The following is a 22995-nucleotide window of genomic DNA, read 5'->3' as shown; positions in this document are numbered from 1 at the left end:
GGCTGTTAGCTCCGCGCCGGACCCGGCAAAGGCTGTGCCGGGTCGGCGCCGGAGGCACGGATGCGGCCGGCGGCCTGGTCGGCCATGTAGCGATCGAACTTGGCGCGGTCGAACGCGCCCTCCCATTTCGCGACCACGAACACGGCGACGGTGTTGCCGATGACGTTGGTGAGCGCGGTGCAGGTCGCCATCAGCCGGTCGATGCCGAACAGCAGGCCCAGCCCGTTCAGCGGCAGGGCGCGCACCGATTGCAGGGTGGCCGCCAGCTTGATGAACGCGCCACCGGCCACCGTGGTGCCGCCCTTGGAGGTGAGCAGCAGGATCGCCAGCACGCCCACCTGCTGCCACAGGCTGAACGGCGTGTCCGTCGCCTCCGCGATGAAGCCCACCGCGATGGCCATGTAGATCCCCGTGCCGTCCAGGTTGAAGCTGTAGCCGCCAGGCAGCACGAAACCGACGATCGCCTCGTCGCAGCCCGCCTGCTCCAGCTTCAGCATCAGCCGCGGCAGGGCGACCTCGCCGGAGGCGGTGCCCAGGACCAGCAGCAATTCCTCCCGGATGAGCGCCATCAGCTTGAACACCGACAGCCCGGCCATGGCGCAGACGATCCCCAGGATCACCACTACGAAGAAAACGGAGGTGAGCCAGTAGAGGATGACGACCTTGGCGAGGTAGAGAAGCGTCGCGGTGCCGAATGCGCCCACGGCGGACGCCATGGCGCCGAACGCGCCGATCGGTGCCAGCGTCATGATGAAGCCGAGGATGCGGAACAGAATGTGCTGGCCCTCGGTGATCACCTTGATGATCGTCGAGTCTTTCCCTGCCCCGCCGACGCTGAGCGCGGCGCCAGTGAGGATCGAGATGAACAGCACCTGAAGAATCTCGCCCTTCGCAAAAGCGTCGACCAGCGTGTTGGGGATGATGCTGAGGAAGAAGCCGACCGCGGTGAAGTGGCTGGCGGCCGAGGTAAGGGAGGCGACGTTCGGGTTCACCGCCAGGTTGGTGGCGTGCAGGCCGTTGCCGGGCTGGACGATGTTCACCACGATGAAGCCCAGGATCATGCCGATCGTCGACATGACCTCGAAATACACCAGCGCCTTGAAGGCGAGCCGGCCGAGTTGGCCCATGTCGCGCACATGCGTGAGGCCCAACACGACGGAGCAGAAGATGATGGGGGCCAGCAGCATCCGCAGCAGGCCGATGAAGGCGTCGCCCAGCGGCTTCATGTCGACGGCGAAGGCCGGGGCGGCAATGCCCACAACCACCGCGATCACCATGGCGATCAGCACCTGGATGTAGAGCTGGCGAAGGTATCTCATTCGACGTTCCCCGGGGCGGCGGCTTCAGGCCCCGCGATTCGTGCGGATTGGGACAGAAGTTCTACGGCTTGGCAAAAACCTTTCGGGGATCGCAGGCCATGCCGCAGCGGCATAGCTGCGAACTATGCCGTCGAGTAAGTTGCATTATGGAAGTTACAGGCTTAGATCGCCGCATCGGTTGCATCATGCAACAGACAGGAGATGACGATGCGGCTTGCAGGGAAGACGGCATGGATCACCGGCGGCAATAGTGGGCTGGGTCTGGCCACCGCACGGCTGTTTGCGGCAGAGGGGGCGAAGGTAGCGATCACCGGACGCAACCAGGAAACGCTGGACCAGGCGGCGCGCGAGTTGGGGCCGGAGCACCTCGTGCTGAGCGCCGACACGGTGGAGCCGGCGGGGCTGGAGCGCGCGGCCGCCGCCATCGCAGCCAGGTTCGGCGGGATCGACATCGTGTTCGCCAATGCCGGCGTGTCCGGCGACACGAAGCTGGGCGACACCACGTTGGAGGCGTTCGAGAAGATCATCCGCATCAACGTCACGGGCGTGTTCTTCACCGTGCAGGCCGCCCTGCCCTATTTGCGCGCGGGTGGCTCGGTCATCCTGAACGGGTCGGTTCATGCGGTGCTGGGGATGCCGGGTTCGTCGGCGTATGCGGCCAGCAAGGCGGCCGTGCGGGCGATGACGCGGAACATGGCGTCCGAACTGGCGCCCAAGGGCATTCGGGTGAACATCGTGGTGCCGGGTGCGCATCGCACGCCGATCTGGGCCAATCGCGCGCCGACGCCCGACGCGATGGACGCGTTGGCGGCGGGGATCTCGCGCGCTGTGCCGCTGGGCCGCATTGGCGAGGCGGACGAGTTAGCCCGCGCGGTGCTGTTCCTCGCCTCGGACGATGCGTCCAACGTGGTGGGGGCTGAAATCGTCGTGGATGGTGGTATGACGAGTTCGCCGGCGGGTGCCCCGATCTTCCGTCCGGCCTGACCCTAGGGGAGTTCCCACATGCCTACATTGCTCGATCCATTGATCGTTGGTGACCTGACGCTGCCCAACCGCATCGTCATGGCGCCGCTGACCCGGCTGCGTGCGCCGGGCGCCGGTCATGTGCCCAATGCACTGATGGCCGGCTATTACCGCCTGCGTGCGTCTGCCGGGTTGATCATCACCGAGGCGACCCCGGTGACGCCGATGGGCGTCGGCTACGACAACGTGCCCGGCATCTGGTCCGCCGAGCAGGTCGAGGGCTGGAAGCTGGTGACGGACGCGGTGCACGAGGCGGGCGGCCGCATCGTCATGCAGATCTGGCATGTCGGGCGGATTTCCCACCCGTATTTCCTGGATGGGGCGTTGCCGGTGGCGCCGAGCGCGGTGAAGCCTGCCGGGTTCGTGAGCCTGGTTCGGCCGCAAAAGGAGTTCGTGACACCGCGGGCGCTGGAAACCTCGGAAATTCCCGGCGTGGTGGAGGCGTATCGCCTGGGGGCGGAGAACGCGAAGAAAGCCGGGTTCGACGGCGTGGAACTGCACGCCGCCAACGGTTACCTGCTGGACCAGTTCCTGCAGGACAAGACCAACCAGCGCACCGACGCCTATGGTGGCAGCATCGAAAACCGGGCCCGCCTGCTGCTGGAGGCGACGGATGCCGTCGTGTCCGTTTGGGGCGCCGGGCGTGTGGGCGTGCATTTGGCGCCGCGTGGCGAGTCGCACGACATCGGCGATTCCAACCCGGCCGAACTGTTCGGCTACGTCGCGAGCGAACTGGGCAAGCGCAAGCTGGGCTTCCTGTTCGTGCGCGAACGTGAGGGGCCAGGTGCGATCATCCACCAGATGAAGCGCGCGTTCGGGGGCGTGGTAATGGCCAATGACGGCTTCACCCAAGAAACCGGCGAGCAGATCCTGGCCAGTGGCGATGCGGATGCCGTGTCGTATGGCAAGCTGTACATCTCCAACCCGGATCTGGTGGAACGCTTCGCCACCGATGCGGCACTGAACGAGCCGGTGCCAACGACGTTCTACGCGGAAGGTGCGACCGGCTACACCGACTATCCGCTACTGCCCGACGCCGCGCAGGCGGCGTAACCGACTGCCCTGCCCGGCTGGTTCGCCGGGCAGGGCTCCGTCTTCAGTGAACTTGGGACATCATCACCGGTTGCGCCGTGGCGATATCGGGCAGGCCCACCTCGGGGGCGATGTCTTCTAGCGCGCGCTGTTTGGTGTCGATGTCGAAGGCGCCGACCAGCACGGCCTGGATGACGAACACCAGCGACAGCATGATCACCACGCCGGCAAAGCCGCCCCAGGCGAATACCGCCACCACCGCGAACTGGATCGCCGAGGTGGCGAGGCGCCCGACCGTGATGCACAGCCCGGCGCCGCGCAGACGGTATTCGGTTGGGAACAGTTCCGGCACATGGGCCACGAAGCCGAACGCGTTGTTGGCGTAGATTGCGCACACCAGGCAGAAGCCGGTGAACAGGAACAACGCGCCGCCCCCCGTGAACGGGAAGATGCAACCCATGATCGCCGCGATGATGGACGCGCCGACGATGCCCGTCTTGTGCCGGATGCGGTCGGCGAAGGCCAAGGCGATCAGTGAGCCGACCGGGCCGCCAAAGGACAGGATAGTGCTGAAGGCGAGCGAGGTGCTGACATCCAGGCCCTGATGCACCAGGAAGCTCGGCACCCATTGCACGAAGCCGTATAGGCCGAACCCAAGCACAATGTTGATGAGGATCCCGAGCATCGTGCGACGGATGACGGGCTTGCTGAACAGCACCCAGATTGAGACCGGGGCGGCTGCGACCACGGGGCGGGCGATGACGGGCGGCAGCGGGCCACGCTTGGCGGCCTCCGCCTCCAATGCACTGACGACCGCGTCGGCTTCGGCGTAGCGGCCCTTGCTTTCCAGCCAGCGCGGGCTTTCCGGCATGCCCTTGCGCGCCACCCACAGCGCCATCGCGGCGATGCCGACGCCGGCGAACATAGCGCGCCAGCCGAGGTTGGGGATGACCCAGAGCGAGATGACCGACGAGACGGCCAGGGCGGAGTTGGTGGTCGTCGCCACCACCACCATCCAGCGGCCCCGGCTGCGGGCGGGCACGAACTCCGCCAGGGTCGCGTAGCCGACGACGATTTCGGCCCCCAGCCCCATGCCCATGACGAAGCGCAGCGCCACCAGGATGGTCATTGTGGGTGCAAAGGCGGCGGCTATGGAGGCGAGGCCAAAGAGGGCCAGGTTGAACTGGTAAGAGAAGCGGCGGCCGTAGCGGTCGCCCATGACGCCTGCGACCCAGGAGCCGACCACCATGCCCAGGAAGGTGGCGGAGATGAAGCTGGCATTGGCCGTCATCGTCGACCAGCCGCTTTTCACCAACGCGGCCAGCACGCCGCCGGCCAGGTAGATGTCGAACACGTCGATGAACAGGCCGAGCGCAATCAGCACCACGACGCGGGTGTGAAAGGAGGAGAACGGCAACCGGTCCAACCGGCTGCCGATGGTGCTTCGGTGATCCACTGTTGCAGACATGGACGTTGCAGACATGGACGTTCCTCTCTGGGACTCGGTCTTGGACAGCAGGCTTAGGCTAGGAGAACGACTTCAGCATCTTGCGGGCGATGGACATGCGGTGGACTTCGGTCGGACCTTCGTAGACGCGCATCAGGCGGACCTGCTGGGCGAACAGCTGCAATGGCATTTCTTTCGTCATGCCCATGGCGCCGAAGGATTGCATGGCGTTGTCGACCACCGTGGTCGCCATCTCCGTGCCAAACACCTTGATCATCGATGCCTCGGTCCGCACGTCGCCACCACGGTCCAGCGTGGCGGCGGCAGCCTGCACCATCAGGCGGCAGGCGTGGATTTGCGTGGCGGCGTCGGCGATCCACCACTGGATGGCCTGGCGGTCGGACAGCTTGACGCCGAATGTGCTGCGCTGCTGGGTGTATTCGCACATCATCTGCAGCGCACGCCGCGCGATGCCGACGCAGCGGGCGCCCATCTGCAGGCGGCGCACGTTCAGGCGCAACTGCATCGGTTCGTAGCCGCGGCCCAACTCGCCTAACACCTGGGTTTCGGGGACGCGGCAGTTTTCGAACACCAGCTCGTAGGTGCGGCGGCCACCGAGCATCTGGATTTCGCGTTCGATGATGAAGCCGGGCGTGTCGCGCTCCACGATGAAGGCGGTGACGCCCTCGGCGCGCTTGCCCTCGCCGGTGCGGGCCATGAGGATGATGAAGTCGGCGGAAGGCACCCGGCCGACCCAGATCTTGCGGCCGTTGATGACCCAGTCGGTGCCATCCTTGACGGCGCGGGTGATCATGCCCGCCGGGTCACCGCCAGCGCCGGGCTCGGAGATGCCGATGGCGGATTTCATGCGGCCCTCGGCGTAGGGTTTGAGGTATTTTTCGGTCTGATACTCGTTGGCGACGGCGAGCATCATGTGCAGGTTCGGCGAGTCCGGCGGGAAGGTGAACGGCACCAGGGTTCGGGCAAGTTCCTCCTCCACCCGCATCAGGGCCGTGGCCGGCAGATTGGTACCGCCGAGGGCTTCTGGAACGTCCAGGGCCAGCAGGCCGAGTTCCTCGCACTTGGCGAGAAGGGGCGCTTCTTCCTCGTCGGTGAGGGAATATTTGCCGCCGGAGGCTTCGCGGGCGAGGATGATGGATTCGAGCGGCATCAGTTCCTTGTCGACGAACTTCGCCACCAGGTCCTGCAGCATCTGCTGTTCATCATTGCCGACTTGCATGTCCATGTCTGCGTCTTCCTTCAATTCGCTTTGGTTGCGGCGACGACCACCAGGCCATCCACCGCGACGGCGCCCTGCCCCGCTGCCCGCACGATCAGGGGGTTGATTTCGGCGTCCTGCACATCCGTTGCGGCCAGCATCGACAATGCGCTCACGGCGCGGGCGAGCGCGGTGACGTCACCGCGAGGCAGGTTGCGGAAGCCGTCGATGAGGCGGAGTTCGGGGAGTTCGGCGATCATTTCGCGGGCCGTTGCCTCGTCCACCGGGGCGAGGCGGACGGATAGGCTGCGCTTAAGTTCGGCCAGCACGCCGCCCATGCCCAGCATGACCACGGGGCCGACTTCCGGGTCTTGCCGGTAGCCGAGGATGACCTCCACCAGGCCGCGTTGCATCGGCGCGACCAACACGCCTTTGATGCGCGCCTGCGGGAAGGCTTGTTTCGCGCGGGCCAGCAACTCGGATACCGCGGTGGCGATCGCTTCGCGGCCCTGGACGTTCAGCCGCACCAGGCCAGCGTCGGTCTTGTGCAAGATGTCGGGCGAGAGAACCTTCACTGCCACGGGGCCGTCGAAGCTGCCGAGTTGTGCCGGGTCGGTGACGACTTGGCTGCCTGGTCCCGCTATCCCGAGTTCGGCGAAGACGGCGCAGGATTCCACCTCGTCCATCGCGCCGGCGCCGTGCGCGGCCAGCATGTCGGCGGCACGGCCCAGGACCGGTTGCGGCATCGGGCGCGGCGTTTGCCAGGTGAGGTAGGCATGCAGCGCATCGGCACAGGCCTCGGGCGTGCGGAACCCGGCGACGCCGGCATCGTCCAGTTTCTGCAAGCCCGCCTCAGCCTGCGGGGCGATGAACACGGCCAGCGGCTTGGTGCCGCGCTCGACGGACAGGATGTTCTCGTCCACCTGGCCCGGGCGCAGCCGCGTGGTGGAGCCCAGCACCGCGAGCACGGCGTCGCAATGGTCGGAGGCGCAGAGTTCGGCCAGCACGGCGTTGTATTGCTGGCGGGTGCCGCCCATCGGAAGGTCGATCAGCGGCACATCGGGCAGCACGACGATGGGCGCCAGCTTGTCCCGTATTTCCTTCGACGGACCGACGACGCTGTCGCCCAAGCCGCCCAGCCGGTCCAGCACCAATGCCGCCGCCCCGCCCGTGCCCGTGATGGCGCCGACCCGGCGGCCCTTTGGCGGGGATTGGCCGAGGATGAGGCGCGGCAACTCGACCAACCCTTCCAGCGAGTCGGCGCGCATGATGCCGTGGTCGCGGAAGAAGGCGCTGGCCAACTCGTCGCCGCCGAGCATGGCGCCGGTGTGAGAGGCGGCGAGTTGGCGGCCAGTTTCGGAGCGGCCGAGTTTGAGCGCGACGACAGCTTTGCCGAGGTCGTGGGCGCGCCTCGCCGCGCGGGCCAATGGCGCGGAATCACGGAACGTTTCGATGAACAGCATCAGCACGCGGGTCTGCTCGTCCTCGACCAGCATTTCCGCCAATTCGCCGACGCCGATGTCGCACTCGTTGCCGACCGACACCATGCGGGAGAAGCCGAGGCCGCGGGATTGGATGCGCGTCATCAGCGCGCCCATCATGCTGCCGCTTTGCGAGACCAGGCTGATGTAGCCGGGGCGCAGCGGCTCCGCCTCCATCGCCGCGTTCACCGTCAGCGGCACGCTGCCGGCGACGTTGAACAGGCCCAGGCAGTTCGGCCCGAGGATGCGTACGCCGCCGGTCCGGGCGATATCGAGCACACGCTGTTGCAACACGGCGCCATCGGCCCCGAGTTCGGCGAAGCCGGCGGTGAAGATGGTGGCGACTTTGACGCCCGCCGCGACGCATCCGGCCATGGCATCCGGCACCGCGGCAGAGGGCACCATGATGAAGGCGTGGTCGATCGGGCCAGGCGCATCCTGCACGCGGGGGAACGCGGGCAGACCCATCACCTCCGACCGGGTTGGATTGATGGGGATGATGCGGCCGGTGTAGCCAACCTTGTTCAGCAGGCGTTGCGCGCGGGAGTTGTTCTTCGCCGGGTCGGCAGTGGCGCCGATGAGCGCGACGGAGCGCGGTTCGAACAGCGCTTGCGACAGGCTCGCCTGGGTGGGGGTTATCATGCCATCCATCCGCCTAGGCTCCGGTGAAGTTCGGCGTGCGACGGTCCTTCATCGCGGCGACGCCCTCCACGTAATCGGCGGTCTGGCGCTGCCAGGCCTGCTCGGTGAACTCGCGTTCCGTGGCGGCCTCGTAGGCGTCGGCGAGGCCGCGTCGCAGCGTTTGCCTGACGCCCATGACGGCAAGTGGGGCGTTGGTCGCAATTTCGGCGGCCAGGGCCATCGCCGTGGCCCGGACTTCGGCTTCCGCAACCAGGATGTCGGCCAGGCCCATCGTCACCGCCTCGTCACCGGCGATACGGCGAGCGGTGTAGAACAACAGGGCAGCGCGCTGCTTGCCGATCAGCGCCGGTAGCGTGGTGGTGAGGCCGAAACCGGGATGGAAGCCCAGCCGGGTGAAATTGGCGCTGAAGCGCGCCGTGGCGCAGGTGACGCGAAAATCCGCCGCGACCGCCAGGCCGAGCCCGGCGCCGATCGCTGCGCCATGCACCGCCGCCACGATCGGCTTGCGCGTGCGCAGCAACCGAACGGCCTCGGTATACAATGTGCGGCCGGTCTTTTCGTCGCGCGGGACAGAGGCGCCGGGGGCGCGGTTCACCAGGTCGGCCCCCGCGCAGAAATGCCGGCCGCGACCGGCCAGCACGATGGCGCGGGTGTTCGGATCCTCGTCCAGCCGCTCTAGCGTTGCCGCGAGCGTTTGCACCAGGGTGATGGTGATGTGGTTGTTCGGCGGCCGATCGATCTCGAGCAAGGCAACGTGATCTGAATGGCTAACATGCAGCTCGGTCGAGCTTGCATCGTCCATGGTGCTTTCCCCCTCCGGCGAAAATTTCTTTGCGCCGCCGCTTGTGAGCTTTATATTGCTGTACGGACAGCATGACAAGCTCGCGGCGCGCGCGACGGTTTAACGAGGAGACGAAATATGGACCTTCCCGTCCAGCACGAAGTCCTGTTGCAGCCCGGCCCAACCCGGCAGTTGGCCGATTTCGTCGCGAATTTGCGCACGGGCGAGATCGACGCCTTCGCCCGCCGGGCCGCGACCCGCCACCTGATCGATACGCTGGGCGCCATCATTGCCGGGGCGCCGCAGGATTCGACGCAGGCGGTTGCCAAGGCGTATGCGCGCGCCGGCGTGGGTAGCGGGCCGATCGTCGTGCCGGGTATGGCCACGCGGTTCGACGCATTGCACGCCACCTATATCGCGGGTGCAGCCGGGCATGGGTTGGAGGTGGATGACGGCTACCGCCCCGGCTCCGTACATCCCGGCGGGGTGGTCGTGCCAGCAGCGTTGTCGCTGGCGGCGCGCACGGGGGCATCCGGGGAGGATCTGATCCGCGCCATCGTCGCCGGGTATGAGGCAGTTTGCCGGATCGCAGCAGCCTGCCATCCGCGGGCGCGGTGGCGGGGGTTTCATAACACGGGGATTGCCGGCGTGTTCGGGTCGGCGGCCGCGGCGGCGGTGCTGCTGGGGTTCGATGCGGACCAGGTGGAGAATACGTTCGGGCTGGCCGGGTCCGGGGCGGCCGGGCTGTTCTCCTTCGCCGCGGGGGGCGACGTGAAGCGCATCCATCCGGGGCATGCGGCGCGCGAGGGCCTGCTGGCCGCGCTGCTGACGGAGGGCGGATTGGCTGGGCCCCGCGGCGTGTTGGAGTTCAAGGAGGGGTTCTTCAACGCGTTTGCCGGCGGCGATAGCGGGGAGAAGGATTATCGGGCGATCGACCTGCTGGGTACTGGCAACAACAACCCGAAATCACCCTTCGCGGTCGCCAATTGCTACATGAAGCCACATGCCTGCTGCCGGCACATCCACTCCGCCATCGATGCGGTCCTGGATATTGCCGAGGCAGAGGCCATCAGCGCCGAGGATGTGGAAACCGTCCGCATCGGCACCTATGCGGTTGCAGCCTCGCACGCCAAGATCGGCTGGTCGGAGATGACGACGGCGCAGATGAGTTTCCCCTTCGTCATCGGCATCGCGCTCACGCGCGGCCATGTCGGGCTGCATGATTTCGACGACGCCGCGCGGCATGACGCAACTGTATTAGGGCTCACCCGGCGCATTCAGGTCTCTACCGACGCCGAATGCGATGCGGATTACCCCCGGCTGGGCGCCGCGCGGGTGGAATTGGAAACCAAAGGCGGCAAGCGGTTCAGCCGTTACGTGCCGGAGCCCTATGGCGGCGCCGACAAACCGCTGAGTGACGCTGCGCTGGACACGAAGTTCCTGGGCCTGGCTATACCGCAAATTGGCGAGGCGAAATCCCGCGTGGCGCTGGGCATGCTGTGGGGTGTGGAGACGCTGCCGGACGTGACGGACCTGGCGGAAGCGTTGGCGGGATAGGCGGCGCCTACTCCGCCTCGCCGCCAAGACGCAGGGCATAGGCGAACCGGTCGGCGGCGGCGTGCACGTTCAGCGTCGCCTCCACCAGCCGGCCGCCCGCGGCGTAGAAGCGCCGGCGGATGTGCAAGCCAGGGCTGCCGGGTGCGCTGCCCAGCACGGCGGCTTGCGCCTCGCTCAGGGCGATGGCGCCGATCTCCTGCTTGATCTCCGCCACCACAATACCGAGCTGCTGTGCAACCAGGCGGTAGGCCGCGATGGTGACGAGCGCCGGGTCGTCGGCGATGGCGGCGAATTCGGCCGCGATATACAGGTCGACGCAGGAAATTGCCGCCTTGTCCGACCGGCGCACGCCCACGACGTGGCACCAGCCGGAGCCTTCCTCGCATCCCAGCCGATGGGCTAGGGCGGCGTTGGCGACGACGTCGTCGCGCCCGGTGATCTCCAGCGATGTCGGCCCGGCATAGCCCATGACGTCGGCGATGGATTGCGCAGCCAGAACATAATTGCTGCGCGGCTGGTCGGCGATGATGCGGGTGCCGACACCGCGGATCGCCTCCACCAGCCCCAATTCCCGCAGGCGCCGCAACGCCTCCCGCACGGTGGAGCGGCTGACGCCGTAGGTGACGCATAGCTCGCCTTCGGGCGGCAGCATCTGGCCGACCGGGCGGCGGCCGTCCAAAATGTCCGTTGCGATGGCGGTGGCGACCGTGGCGTAGCGGGGCTGCAGATCGCCCACGGCCTGGAGGGCGCGGGCGGCGGGGGCCGTCGGGTCGGTGTTTGACAAGGGCTCGGCTCAGGGTTTCAGGAGGCCTCGTTGTGGCGTGATCTGGGCCAGGACACAAATCGGCCGTGCGGCTAGCGATCCGCCACCAGGTGGTTGTTCTCCTCCGTCCAGCGGGCCACGACGCGGCCGCCGGGTGACAATTCGGCCGGCGCACGCTCCCCGGCGCGGTTCTGGTGGAAGGCCAGCAGAGGCGCGCCATCGTCCAGCCGCAGATACAGATGGGTCAGCGACCCGCGGTAGATGATCTGCTCGATGGTGGCCTGGGTGGTGTTGGGGGCGGCGTCGTTCTGGCCGGCGAAGGGCTGCACCTGGATCGCCTCCGGGCGCAGGGCGACCATTACCTCCCCGGACGCGCCGGCCTGCGTCGGCACCGTGACGCGGGCGCCGCCCTGCAGCGCCACCAGCGTCGTGCCGCCATCGGACCCGGCGACGTGGCCGCGCAGGAAGTTGGACGCGCCGATGAACCCGGCGACGAAGCGGGAGACCGGACGGGAATAGATCTCCTGCGGGGTGCCGATCTGCTCCAGCTTGCCGGCGCGCATGATGACGATGCGGTCGGCGAGCGTCAGCGCCTCCTCCTGGTCGTGGGTGACGATCACCGTGGTGATGCCCAGGCGCTGCTGCAATTGGCGTAACTCGACCTGCATGCTCTCCCGCAGGCTTTTGTCCAGCGCGCCCAATGGCTCGTCCAGCAGCATGACGCTGGGCTCGATCACCAGCGCACGCGCCAGTGCCACGCGTTGCTGCTGGCCGCCAGACAGGGCGGTGGGCAAGCGCTCGGCCAGATGGTCCAGTTGCACCAGGGTGAGTGCGTCCGTCACGCGCCGGGCAGCTTCTGCCTTGCGCACGCCGCGCATTTCCAGCCCGAAGGCGACGTTCTGCCCCACGCTCAGATGCGGGAACAGCGCGTAGCTCTGGAACAGCATGCCGATGTTGCGCTTGTGCACGGGGACATTCACGATCGACCGGCCGCCGATGAGGATGTCGCCGCCGCTCGGCTCGATAAGCCCGGCGATCATCCGCAGCGTCGTTGTCTTGCCGCAGCCGCTGGGGCCGAGCAACGCCACCATCTCCCCAGTGCCGATCCGGACCGTGACATTGTCGACGGCGAGCGAGTGGCCGTAGGTCTTGGTCAGTCCCGAGAGGGCGAGGTCGGCGGATTTTATCTCCAACGGTTCAGGACCCGAAGACCTGGTTGTATTTTTCCACGATGGCGCCGCGCTTCGGATTGATCAGGCTCCAATCGATCGTCATCAGCTTCATCTCGTCCATCCGTGATTCCGGGTAGGCGGCGATGGCGGCGGTTTCGGCGTTGAGCGTGATGTTCTTTACCGTGGGGGCGGAGAAGACGTATTCCGCCAGCGCCTTCTGAATGCCGTCATCCAGCATCCGGTTGGCAAAGGCGGCTGCCAGATCGGGGTTGGGGCAGTTCTTCACCACGGTGACGGTGTTGACCCCACCGAAGACACCCTCCTTCGGGGCGGACATGGCGAGGGGCGCCTTCTTCATGGCGTAGGGCATGATCGTCTTGGAGAAATCCGGGCCGCCGATATCGGCCTGGCCCTGCGCGATCTGCAGCACGGCGGTGACGTTGTTGTCGTAGACGGTCTGCACGTTCGGCTTCAGCGCGGCCATTTTCTCCCAGCCGGAATCGATCAGGTATTGGGCTTCCTGGAACGTCTTCTTCGTCGCCAACGCGGTGGCGGCGACCAGCAATTGCACGCTCTGCGTCTGCTTCGGCGTCACCAGCATGACGCGGCCCTTGTATTTCGGGTCCCACATGTCCTCCCACGTCTCGATCGATTTGACCGCCTGGGTGTTGTAGAACGGCGCGATCGTGGATACGGCGAAGGCCGCGGCATAGCCATCATTCAGCACGAAGCGAGGAATGACGTTTGCCAGGTTCGGCATCTTGTCTTTCGGCAGCGGGGCGATCAGGTCTTCGTCCTTGGCGACGGGCACGCCGACATCGTCCATGAACATCACGCTGTAGGTCGGGTTCGCCTTCTGCGTCCGCAGGATGGCAATCTGGCCCAACGTCACGTTCTCGGTCTGGAACACGCGGCAGCCGAATTCGGACTGGAACTTAGGAATGACCTGGCGACGAATGAACTCGCCCTGCGGGCCGGTGTAGGTGCCGACGTTGATCGACTTTGCCTGCGCCCAGCCATTGCGGATGAAGAACATGGGCGCGGCCAGCCCGGCGCCCAGGACGGTGACGGCACGACGGCGGCTGAGCTTGTAATCGAAATCCATCATGCGTCTCCGTTGCGTTGCTTAGATACCCATGGCCCGGCGCAGCCCGACCAGCCGTTCCAGCACGACCACGGCGGCGGCGCCGACCAGAATCATCAGGCTTGCCATGGCGGCGATGGAGGGGTCGAATACGCTGGACATGCGCTGGAATAATAGGATCGGCAGCGGCACCGCGCGTGCGTCCGACAGCCACATCGAAATCGGGTAGTTGTCCAGCGACACCATGAAGGCAAATAGCGCTCCAGCGGCGACGCCGGGTGCGATTTGCGGAATGGTGACCCGTCGGAATGTGCGCCAGCGGTCGGCGCCAAGGGTGCGGGCAGCCTCCTCCAACGAGCGATCGACCAGTTGCAGGCTGGCGGTGACGGTACGCACCACGTAGGGAAGCGTCACCAACGTATGGCCGATGTAGAGGTTGACCACAGCCTGCTGCATGTTGGCGGCGGAATAGAATTGCAGCAGCGCCAGGCCGGTGATGAGCACCGGGAAGATCAGCGGCGATAGCAGCACGCCTTGCATCACAGACGCCGCCGGAATGTTGGACCGTTGCAGCGCCAACGCCGCGGGCAGGCCCAATGCGACCGATGTAACCGTGGACGCCAACGCCAATCCAATGCTGAAGCTGAAGGCGTCGATGAAGTCCGGATCCACGAGCACCTGGCGATACCAGTCGAACGTGAAGCCCTGCGGCGGGAAGCTGGCGAAGGGGGCGGCGGAGAACGAGATCGAGATCGCCACAAGCAACGGCGCCATGACGAACACCATCACGCAGGCAGTGATGCCGTAGACCAGCCAGGCGGTGCCACCGGACAACCTGCCGCCCATCAGCGTGCCTCCGACAAACGGCGCCGGGTTTTGAGGCGGCGTTCGAGCAGGAAGACGGACAGGCCGTTCACGACGAAGGTCAGCACCACCATCACCACCGCGATCGCGGAGCTGAGCGGCCAGTCGTAGACGCTGACGACCTGCTGCTCCAACAAATTGCCCAGCATCTGCGCGTAGTTGCCGCCCAGGATGGCTGGCGTGACGTAGGAGGCCGCCGTCAAGGAGAACACGATGGTGAGACCGGCAATCAAACCGGGGATGCTGAGCGGGAAGGTGACCCGGGCGAACACCCGCCAGGCAGGGGCGCCGAGGGTGCGGGCGGCTTCCTCCAGCGACGGGTTGATCCGCGCCAGGGAGGAGGCGAGCGGCAGCACCATCATCGGCAGGAACACGTGCAGGGAGCCGACGACGACGGCGGTTTCGGTATACATCACGCGTAGCACCGCCGGGCCGAAGCCCAGGAAGCTGAGCACCCAGTTGGCGACGCCAGAATGGTTGTTGGCCAGCACTAGCTGCCAGCCATAGGTGCGGACCACGATGCTGACGACCAACGGCGCGACCAGGATGATCGTGACGATCCGCCCCACCAGGGGGGTGCCGCGCACGATGGTGAGCGCCACCGGGTAGCCCAGCAACACGGATAATCCGGCCGTCCACAGGCTGATGCGCAGGGTGATGGCCAGCACGTGGAGATAGAGCGGCGTGTCGAGCAGGTGGCCATAATGGCTCAGCGTGAGCGGCAGGCCGATGACGCCGTTCTGCGGCTGCGTGAGCACGCTGTAGGAGAACAGGATGGCGACGGGGACGATGAAGAACACGACGAGGAAGATCAGCGCTGGCAGCACCATCAGTGCGCCGCCACTGCGTGCACGGCCAAGCGGGCGGCGCGCGCCAGCCTGGGGCAGTGCGAGGGACGGTGCGGTATCCGTGGTCACTGGGCTCCTTCCCGCGAGGTCTGCGGTTCCGTGGTAATCTGCGGTTCCGTGCTAACATGCAGCAAGGCGCATGCCACGGCGCTCGGGCACGATTTGACGGGCGTTTGCGCAGATTGGTGCTGGTTGATTGTGCAATGCACACAGGATAGCCAGAACGGGGCCGGTTATTGGCCAGTTACAAAGCATCTGCGATTTTTCGCCTTGTCAGCGCCGTGTCATGCGCGGACAGTCCGGCCGGATTTTGCAGGGATGTGCGACGACCCATGGCCTCATCCACCCGGCTTGCCGTCGACATAGGCGGCACCTTCACCGATGTCGTGCTGGACCACCACGGCACCATCGTTTCGACCAAGGTGTTGACCACCCATGAGGCGCCCGAGCGGGCGGTGATCGAGGGAACGGCGGCGATCCTGGCGCAGGCCGGCGTTGCGGCGGCCGAACTGGGTCTCGTGATCCACGGCACGACGCTGGCCACCAACGCGCTGATCGAGCGCAAGGGCGCGCGGACCGCGCTGGTGACCACCCAGGGGTTCCGGGATTCGCTGGAAATCGCCTACGAGCACCGGTTCGAGCAGTACGACCTGTATATGGAACGGCCGATTCCGCTGGTGGAGCGGGATTTGCGGTTCGAAGTGCCGGAGCGTCTGGCGGCCGATGGCTCCGTGTTGTTGGAATTGGACGAGGCGGCGGTGCTGGCGCTGGTCCCTGCCCTGCGCGCGCACCGGGTGGAGGCGATCGCGATCTGCTTTCTGCACGCCTACGTCAACCCGGCGCACGAGGAGCGGGTGCGCGACATACTGGCGGCAGCGCTGCCGGATATGGGGATCTCGATTTCAGCCGAGGTGTGTCGGGAAATCCGCGAGTATGAACGGACGTCGACCACCGTGGCCAATGCGTATGTGCTGCCGTTGATGGCGAGCTACCTGGCGCGGATGCAGGACGGGTTGGCAGCCTTGGGGGCGGCGTGCCCGTTGCTGCTGATGATGTCGTCGGGCGGGATTACGACGGTGGAGACGGCGCGGCGGTTTCCGGTACGGTTGGTGGAGAGCGGGCCGGCGGGCGGCGCGATCCTGGCGCGGCACGTGGCGGCTCGGAATGGCGTGGACCGGGCGATCGCGTTCGACATGGGCGGCACCACGGCGAAGCTGACGCTGATCGACGATTATACGCCGCAGCAGTCGCGACATTTCGAGATTGCGCGGGCCTATCGCTTCGTGCGGGGCAGTGGCATCCCGGTGCGCATTCCGGTGATCGACATGGTGGAGATCGGGGCGGGCGGCGGGTCGATCGCGCGGGTGGACCAGTTGCGGCGGATCGCGGTCGGGCCGGATAGCGCCGGGTCCGAGCCGGGGCCGGCGTGTTATGGCCGCGGCGGCACGCAGGCGACGGTGACGGATGCGGATGTGGTGCTGGGGCGGATCAACCCGGCGCGGTTCGCTGGGGGCAAAGTCACGCTGGATGGGGCGGCGTCGCACAAGGCGGTGATGACATCCGTGGGCGAGACGCTGGGCATGGAAGCGGCGGAGGCAGCGCGGGGGGTTGCGGAGATCGTGGACGAGACGATGGCCAGCGCAGCGCGGGTGCATGCGGTGGAGAATGGCAAGGAGACCGCGGGGCGCACGCTGATTGCGTTCGGTGGCGCGGCGCCGCTGCATGCGGTGCGGCTGGCGCAGAAATTGGGCATCAAGCGAGTGTTGATCCCGGCCGATGCCGGCGTCGGCTCCGCCATGGGGTTTCTGGACGCACCAATCGCCTACGAGGTCGCGCGGACGAAGCTGGTGCGGATCGAGGGGATGGACACGGAAGCGATCGACGCGCTGTTTACGGAAATGCGGGCGGAGGCGGCGGAGGTCGTGAAGCTGGGCGCACCGGGTGCGGTGCTGGAGGAAATTCGCACCGGGTTCATGCGGTATCGCGGTCAGGGGCATGAGGTGGCGGTGGCGCTGCCCGTATCCGGCACGATCGACCCGGCGGCGCTGCGTGCCGCGTTCGATGAGACCTATGCGCGGCTGTACGGGCGGGTCATTCCGGGGCTGGAGGTCGAGGCGCTGACCTGGATCCTGTCGCTGTCCGAGGCGCATGCGCTACCATCGAAAGGGCTGATGCCGGCGGATGTGTCGGCGGGGACGCCGAGCGGGACGCAGTTGGTGGTTGACCCGGCGACTGGCATTGCGGCGCAGGCAGCGATTTACCAACGCAGCGATCTACCGCCGGGCGCGCGGCTCGCTGGCCCGGCGGTGGTGTTGGAAGACGGGACGTCCACCATCGTGCCCCCCGGGTTTACCGCCAAACTGGCCGCGGCGGGGGAATTACTGATCGAGGAAGGGGCAGTCGCATGAGCCGGGCCATCTCCGAGGTCGAACTGCAGATCATGTGGAACCGATTGCTATCGGTGGTGGAGGAGCAGGGGCAGACGTTGGTGCGCACCGCGTTCAGCACCTCGGCGCGGGAGGCAGGTGATATTTCCGCCGGGGTGTTCGATTTGCGCGGCCGGATGCTGGCGCAGGCGGTGACGGGGACGCCAGGGCACATCAACACGATGGCGCTGTCGGTGGGGCATTTCCTGCACGATTTTCCGGTGGAGACGTGGCTGGAGGGCGACGTGTTCGTCACCAACGACCCTTGGAAGGGCACGGGGCACCTGTACGATCTGGTGGTGGTGTCGCCGACCTACCTGGACGGCAAGATGGTTGCGATCTTCGCCTGCACCACGCATCTGGTGGACATGGGCGGCGTGGGGCAGACGCCGGAGGGGCGGCAGATCTGGCACGAGGGGCTGTATATTCCCCTGATGAAACTGGCCCGCGCCGGGGTGATGAACGAGGATCTGCTGGGCATTATCCGCGCCAATGTGCGCGAGCCGGTGCAGGTGATCGGCGACGTGTATGCGCTGACGGCATGCAACGACATCGGTAGCCGCCGCCTGGTGGAGATGATGCGCGAATTCGGTTTGTCCGAAGTCGAGACGCTGGGCGAGATGATCATCCGTCGCAGCCGCGCCGCCATGACGGAGGCGATCGGTAAGCTGCCGAAGGGGTCGTGGCAGGCATCGATGCGGATCGATGGGTATGAAGGGCCGATCGACCTGGTGGCGAAGGTGACGATCGGGGAAGACACGATCGAGGTGGATTACACGGGGACGTCCGGCATGTCGTCCTACGCGATCAACTGCCCGCTTTGTTATACCGAGGCGTATACGACGTTCGGGATCAACTGCGTCGTGGCGCCGTATGTGCCGAACAATGCGGGCACGTTGGATGCAGTGAAGGTGACCGCACCGCCCGGCTGCATCGTCAACGCGACGTATCCGGCGGCGGTGTATGCGCGGGCCAGCATGGGGCATATGCTGCCGGACGTGGTTTACGGGTGTTTGGACCAGGCGATACCTGGGCGGGTGCCGGCGGAGGGGACGTCGAACCTATGGACGCTGAAGTTCGTCGCAGGGCATGGGCTGACCAGCGTGGGGGCCGGCAAAGGATCCTCCTTCATGGTGATGAGCTTTCATTCCGGTGGCGCTGGGGCGCGGCCGGAGCAGGATGGATTGTCCGCGACCCCCTTCCCCAGCGGCGTTCGCAACGTGCCGGTGGAGGTGACGGAGGCGATTACGCCGCTGGTGGTCTGGCGCAAGGAATTGCGGGCCGATTCCGGGGGCGCCGGGCGGATGCGCGGCGGGCTGGGGCAGATCATGGAAGTGGGTAGCCGGGAGGACGCGCCGTTCGGGTTGTTCGCCGGGTTCGAGCGGACGAAGTTCCCGGCGCGCGGTCGGTCTGGCGGCGGGGCCGGGGCGCTGGGGACGGTGGCGCTGAAATCCGGAGCGAAATTGGGGCCGAAGGGGTTGCAGATCATTCCTGCGGGGGATCGGGTGATCGTGGAGATGCCGGGCGGCGGCGGCATGGGCTCGGCGGCGGAGCGGTCCCCGGCGGCGGTGAAGCGCGATGTGCGGCTGGGGTATTTGACCGAAGAGGCAGCGCGGCGGGATTACGGGCTGGCGGAATGAGCATCGCGACGCATTGGCTGGGCATCGATATCGGCGGCACGTTCACCGATGTGGTGCTGTATGACACGGCTGGCGGGACCAGCGTTTCGCTGAAGGTGCTGACCACGCCGGGGGACCCGCAGCGCGCGGTGCTGCGGGCGGTGCGGGAGATGCTGGAGCGGGCGGCGCTGCCCGCGTCCGCCATTGGACGGGTGGTTCATGCGACGACGCTGTTCACCAACGCGCTGATCGAGCGGCGCGGGGCGGTGACGGGCCTGATCACGACCGAGGGTTTCCGCGACACGCTTGAGATCGGGCGCGAGCGGAAATACGACCTCTACGACATCGCGATCGAAAACCCAGCGCCGCTCGTGCCACGCGCGTTGCGGCAGGAAGTGGCGGAGCGGATCGGGCCCGACGGCGACGTGATCGTGCCGTTGGACCTGGCGGATCTGCGGGCGAAGCTGCGCGTGTTGCAGGATGCCGGCGTGGCGTCGGTCGCGATCATGTTTTTGCACTCTTACGCCGATCCTACGCATGAGAAGATGGCGGCGCGGGCGATTGCGGAATGGGCGCCGGGATTGCCGGTGACGCCGTCGCACGAGGTAGCGCCGGAGATCCGCGAATACGACCGGGCCAGCACGACCGTCGCCAGTGCCTATGTGAAGCCGTTGGCGGCGCGGTATCTGCAGAGCCTGTCGGACGAATTGGCCGCGATCGGGGTGACGGCGCCGCTGCTGCTGATGCTGTCCAATGGCGGGTTGACGCATATTGGCGAGGTGATCCGCAACCCGGTGCAGATGCTGGAGTCCGGGCCAGCCGCGGGGGCGCTGGCGGCGGCGTTCTTCGGCGCACGGGATGATTGCAGTGAGTTGCTTGGGTTCGACATGGGCGGCACCACCGCCAAGTTGAGCCTGGTGGAAGGCGGGGAGCCGCTGATCGCCTATGGGTTCGAGGCGGGGCGGCAGAAACGATTCATGGAAGGCAGCGGGCTGCCGATCCGCATTTCGACGGTGGAGTTGATCGAGATCGGCGCGGGCGGCGGCAGCATTGCACGGGCGGATGCGCTGGGGCTGTTGAAGGTGGGGCCGGATAGCGCCGGGTCGGAGCCGGGGCCGGTGTGCTACGGCCAGGGCGGCACGCAGCCGACGGTGACGGATGCCAATTTGCTGCTGGGGTATTTGAACCCGGACTTCTTCGCGGGCGGGACAATCCATATCGATGTCGCGCAGGCGGATGCGGCGATGCGCATGCTGGCCGAACGGCTGGGGCTGACGCGAGACCAGGCGGCATCCGGCATCCACACGCTGGTGAACGAGACCATGGCTGGGGCGGCCCGCGTGCATATTGCCGAGCATGGGCGCGACCCGCGGGGGTATGCGCTGCTGGTGACGGGCGGCGGCGGGCCGGTGCATGGGTATGGTGTGGCGAAGCGCCTGGGGATTACGCGGCTGATCTGCCCGCCCTCACCCGGCGTTGCGTCCGCCTGGGGGCTGCTGGTGGCGCCAGCGCGGGTGGATCGGGTGCGAACCATCACTTTCCCGGTGCAGACCGGCGATCTGGCGGCGCTGGAGGCCGCGTATGTGGCACTGGAGCGGGATGCGAGCCAGGTGGTGGCGGATGCCGGTTTGGGCACGGCGCCGCTGGTGCAGCGGTTGGCGGATGGCCGGTATGTTGGGCAGGGATTTGCGTTGGTGGTGCCGCTGCCGCCGGGGCCTTACGACAGCGACGACTCTCGTGCGGCACTGACGGCGGCGTTCGAGGTGGAGTATCGGCGCAAATTCGCTCGCTCGCCACCGGATGTGACGCTGGAGTTCATTGCGGCCCGCGTGGCGGTGCGGACGCCGGCGCATGATGGCGATTTGGCGGGTTTGGCGGCGGAAGCCGGCGGGGCGGTCAAGGCGCATCGCCCGGCCTGGTTTGCGGAGGCCGGCGGGTTCGTCGACACGCCGGTTTATGATCGCACCCGGATGGCCGCCGGTGACACATTCTCCGGTCCGGCGTTGGTCGAGGACCCGGGGTCCACATTGGTGATCGGCCCCGGGGGGCAATGCCGGGTGAGCCAAAGCGGCAGTATCCTGGTCGAACTTGCGTAAGGAATTTCCTATGCTGGATGCCGTCACGATCGAGATCATGTGGACCCGGATCGTCTCCATCGTGGACGAGGCGGCCAAGGTGATCGCGCGAACCGCGTTTTCCACACTGTCCAACGACGCGAACGACTATGCCTGCGTGCTGACGGATGCGGATGGTGCGTCGCTGGCGCAGAATACCTACGGCATCCCCTCGTTCATCGCGACGCTGCCGGCGACGGTGCGGCATGTGCTGGCGGAATTCGGCGCGGCGTCGATGCAGGATGGCGACATCTACATGACCAACGACCCGTGGCTGGGCACGGGGCATTTGCCGGATGTCTGCCTGGTGAAGCCATTGTTTCACGCTGGGCAGTTGGTGGCGTTCGCGGCGACCACGTCGCATGTGCCGGATATTGGCGGGCAGGTCCGGTCCATCGCGCCACGGGAGATTTACGAGGAAGGGCTGCATATTCCGCCCGTCCTGTTCCTGCGCGGCGGCATGCCGGATGCGTTGCTGGTGAAGCTGATCCGGCTGAACGTGCGCACGCCGGACCAGACGATGGGCGACGTATGGGCGCAGGTGGCGGCGCTGGAGGTAATGGAGGCGCGGCTGCGGCAGTTGATGACGGATTACGCGCTGACGAGCCTGAGCACGCTGGCGAACGAGATTTACGACAGGTCCGAACGTGCCATGCGCACCGCGATCCGCACCGTGCCGGAGGGCGTGTACCACTACGAGATGCAGACGGACGGGATGGCGGGCGCGGGCATGGTGTCGCCGTTCACGCTGCGGGTCGCGTTGACGGTGAAGGACGGGCGGATCGATGCCGATTACACCGGCACGACGGCGCAGCAGCCCTGCGCGATCAACTGCCCGCTGACCTACACCTATGCGATGACGGCCTATGCGGTGCGCTGCGCCTTGCTGCCGGATCTGCCGAATAACGAGGGCATGTTCCGCCCCGTTGGCGTGCACGCGCCGGAGAAGACACTGCTGAACCCGATCTTCCCGGCGGCGGTTGGGGGGCGTGCGGCCACGGGGCATTACGTGCCGGTGCTGGTGTTCGGCGCGCTGCATCAGGCGCTGCCGGGCAAGGTGATGGCGGCGCCGGGTTCGCCGCTGTGGAACATGACGTTGATCGGGGAAGACCAGGGGCGCCGCTATGCTTGCGTGCTGTTCTTCAACGGCGGGTTGGGCGGGCGCGCCGCCAGCGATGGGGTGAGTTGCCTGTCATGGCCCAGCAATATTTCCACGACCCCCGTCGAAGTGGCGGAACGGGCGGCGCCGGTGTTGATCCGGTACAAGCGGCTGACACCGGGCTCTGGCGGGGATGGCACGCATCGCGGCGGGCTGGGCCAGGAGGCGCTGGTGGAACTGCGCGGGGCGGCGGGCAGTTCGGCGTTCTTCATGACGGAGCGGACCAGCATCGCCGCGCCGGGGCTTGGTGGCGGGGATGCCGGTGGGCTGGGGGCGGTGATCATCGATGGGGTGGCGGCGGATACGCGCCGGCCGCACCACTTGCAGCAGGGATCCACGGTGCTGATCCGCACGCCGGGCGGCGGCGGGTACGGGCCGGTTGCAGCGCGTGACCCGGCGTTGCGGGAGCGGGATCGGGCCCAGGATTACGTAAGCGTCGGGTAAA

The 22995-nt window shown here is 66.8% G+C and carries 17 protein-coding genes; 7 read left to right on the top strand and 10 right to left on the bottom strand.

All coding sequences use genetic code 11. The features are described 5' to 3' along the window. Positions 1-5: 5 nt before the first annotated feature. Positions 6-1319: a cation:dicarboxylate symporter family transporter gene (locus tag GSQ76_RS04180; RefSeq protein ID WP_158742642.1), complete on the bottom strand. Its 1314-nt coding sequence runs from the start codon at positions 1317-1319 to the stop codon at positions 6-8. Between the two features lie 207 nt (positions 1320-1526). Here GSQ76_RS04180 and GSQ76_RS04175 point away from each other — a divergent pair, with 207 nt between their 5' ends. After that, positions 1527-2303, top strand: a complete 777-nt coding sequence (locus GSQ76_RS04175) for an SDR family oxidoreductase (RefSeq protein ID WP_158742641.1) — start codon at positions 1527-1529, stop codon at positions 2301-2303. A gap of 18 nt (positions 2304-2321) precedes the next feature. Further along, complete coding sequence (locus GSQ76_RS04170) at positions 2322-3395, top strand: alkene reductase (protein WP_158742640.1); 1074 nt, start codon at positions 2322-2324, stop codon at positions 3393-3395. A 43-nt stretch (positions 3396-3438) separates the two neighbouring features. Here GSQ76_RS04170 and GSQ76_RS04165 read toward each other — a convergent pair whose 3' ends face one another. Genes GSQ76_RS04165 through GSQ76_RS04150 form a run of 4 tightly spaced genes read right to left on the bottom strand, consistent with a single transcriptional unit; the run spans position 3439 to position 8965 of the window. Then, entirely contained in the window at positions 3439-4857 is a 1419-nt protein-coding gene (locus tag GSQ76_RS04165; protein WP_216850887.1) for an MFS transporter, read from the bottom strand. Positions 4858-4900: 43 nt separating this feature from the next. Then, a complete protein-coding gene (locus GSQ76_RS04160) occupies positions 4901-6067 on the bottom strand; it encodes an acyl-CoA dehydrogenase family protein (RefSeq protein WP_158742639.1) in 1167 nt (388 codons plus the stop codon). Between the two features lie 14 nt (positions 6068-6081). Next, the gene (locus GSQ76_RS04155; protein WP_158742638.1) at positions 6082-8163 is read right to left on the bottom strand and encodes an acetate--CoA ligase family protein; all 2082 of its coding nucleotides are present in this window, start codon (positions 8161-8163) and stop codon (positions 6082-6084) included. 13 nt (positions 8164-8176) lie between these two features. Further along, a complete protein-coding gene (locus GSQ76_RS04150; protein WP_158742637.1) occupies positions 8177-8965 on the bottom strand; it encodes an enoyl-CoA hydratase/isomerase family protein in 789 nt (262 codons plus the stop codon). A gap of 117 nt (positions 8966-9082) precedes the next feature. On the opposite strand from GSQ76_RS04150, the gene GSQ76_RS04145 reads away from it, so the two are divergent. After that, entirely contained in the window at positions 9083-10501 is a 1419-nt protein-coding gene (locus tag GSQ76_RS04145; protein ID WP_158742636.1) for an MmgE/PrpD family protein, read from the top strand. Between the two features lie 7 nt (positions 10502-10508). Here GSQ76_RS04145 and GSQ76_RS04140 read toward each other — a convergent pair whose 3' ends face one another. From GSQ76_RS04140 to GSQ76_RS04120, 5 genes are all read right to left on the bottom strand, one after another. Beyond that, positions 10509-11285, bottom strand: coding sequence for a GntR family transcriptional regulator (locus GSQ76_RS04140; protein WP_158742635.1), 777 nt, complete (start codon positions 11283-11285; stop codon positions 10509-10511). A gap of 71 nt (positions 11286-11356) precedes the next feature. After that, complete coding sequence (locus GSQ76_RS04135) at positions 11357-12457, bottom strand: ABC transporter ATP-binding protein (RefSeq protein WP_216850886.1); 1101 nt, start codon at positions 12455-12457, stop codon at positions 11357-11359. Between the two features lie 4 nt (positions 12458-12461). Beyond that, the gene (locus GSQ76_RS04130; protein WP_158742634.1) at positions 12462-13544 is read right to left on the bottom strand and encodes a PotD/PotF family extracellular solute-binding protein; all 1083 of its coding nucleotides are present in this window, start codon (positions 13542-13544) and stop codon (positions 12462-12464) included. A gap of 18 nt (positions 13545-13562) precedes the next feature. After that, complete coding sequence (locus GSQ76_RS04125) at positions 13563-14366, bottom strand: ABC transporter permease (protein ID WP_158742633.1); 804 nt, start codon at positions 14364-14366, stop codon at positions 13563-13565. Beyond that, on the bottom strand, positions 14366-15301 hold the full coding sequence (locus GSQ76_RS04120) for an ABC transporter permease (RefSeq protein ID WP_216850885.1): 936 nt from the start codon (positions 15299-15301) through the stop codon (positions 14366-14368). The genes GSQ76_RS04125 and GSQ76_RS04120 overlap by 1 nt, the downstream gene beginning before the upstream one ends. A gap of 263 nt (positions 15302-15564) precedes the next feature. On the opposite strand from GSQ76_RS04120, the gene GSQ76_RS04115 reads away from it, so the two are divergent. From GSQ76_RS04115 to GSQ76_RS04100, 4 genes are read left to right on the top strand one after another with little or no spacing between them, the layout of a single operon-like run. After that, on the top strand, positions 15565-17640 hold the full coding sequence (locus GSQ76_RS04115; protein WP_158742632.1) for a hydantoinase/oxoprolinase family protein: 2076 nt from the start codon (positions 15565-15567) through the stop codon (positions 17638-17640). Further along, a complete protein-coding gene (locus tag GSQ76_RS04110) occupies positions 17637-19298 on the top strand; it encodes a hydantoinase B/oxoprolinase family protein (protein WP_158742631.1) in 1662 nt (553 codons plus the stop codon). Before GSQ76_RS04115 ends, GSQ76_RS04110 begins: the two co-directional genes overlap by 4 nt. After that, complete coding sequence (locus tag GSQ76_RS04105; RefSeq protein ID WP_158742630.1) at positions 19295-21373, top strand: hydantoinase/oxoprolinase family protein; 2079 nt, start codon at positions 19295-19297, stop codon at positions 21371-21373. The genes GSQ76_RS04110 and GSQ76_RS04105 overlap by 4 nt, the downstream gene beginning before the upstream one ends. A 10-nt stretch (positions 21374-21383) precedes the next feature. After that, entirely contained in the window at positions 21384-22994 is a 1611-nt protein-coding gene (locus GSQ76_RS04100; protein ID WP_158742629.1) for a hydantoinase B/oxoprolinase family protein, read from the top strand. The last annotated feature ends 1 nt before the right edge of the window (position 22995 follow it).

It is taken from the genome of Acidisphaera sp. L21, assembly GCF_009765685.1.
Taxonomy (GTDB): domain Bacteria; phylum Pseudomonadota; class Alphaproteobacteria; order Acetobacterales; family Acetobacteraceae; genus LMUY01.
Note: the sequence above shows the minus strand (reverse complement) of the source record. Positions and strands in the feature narration are given on the sequence as shown.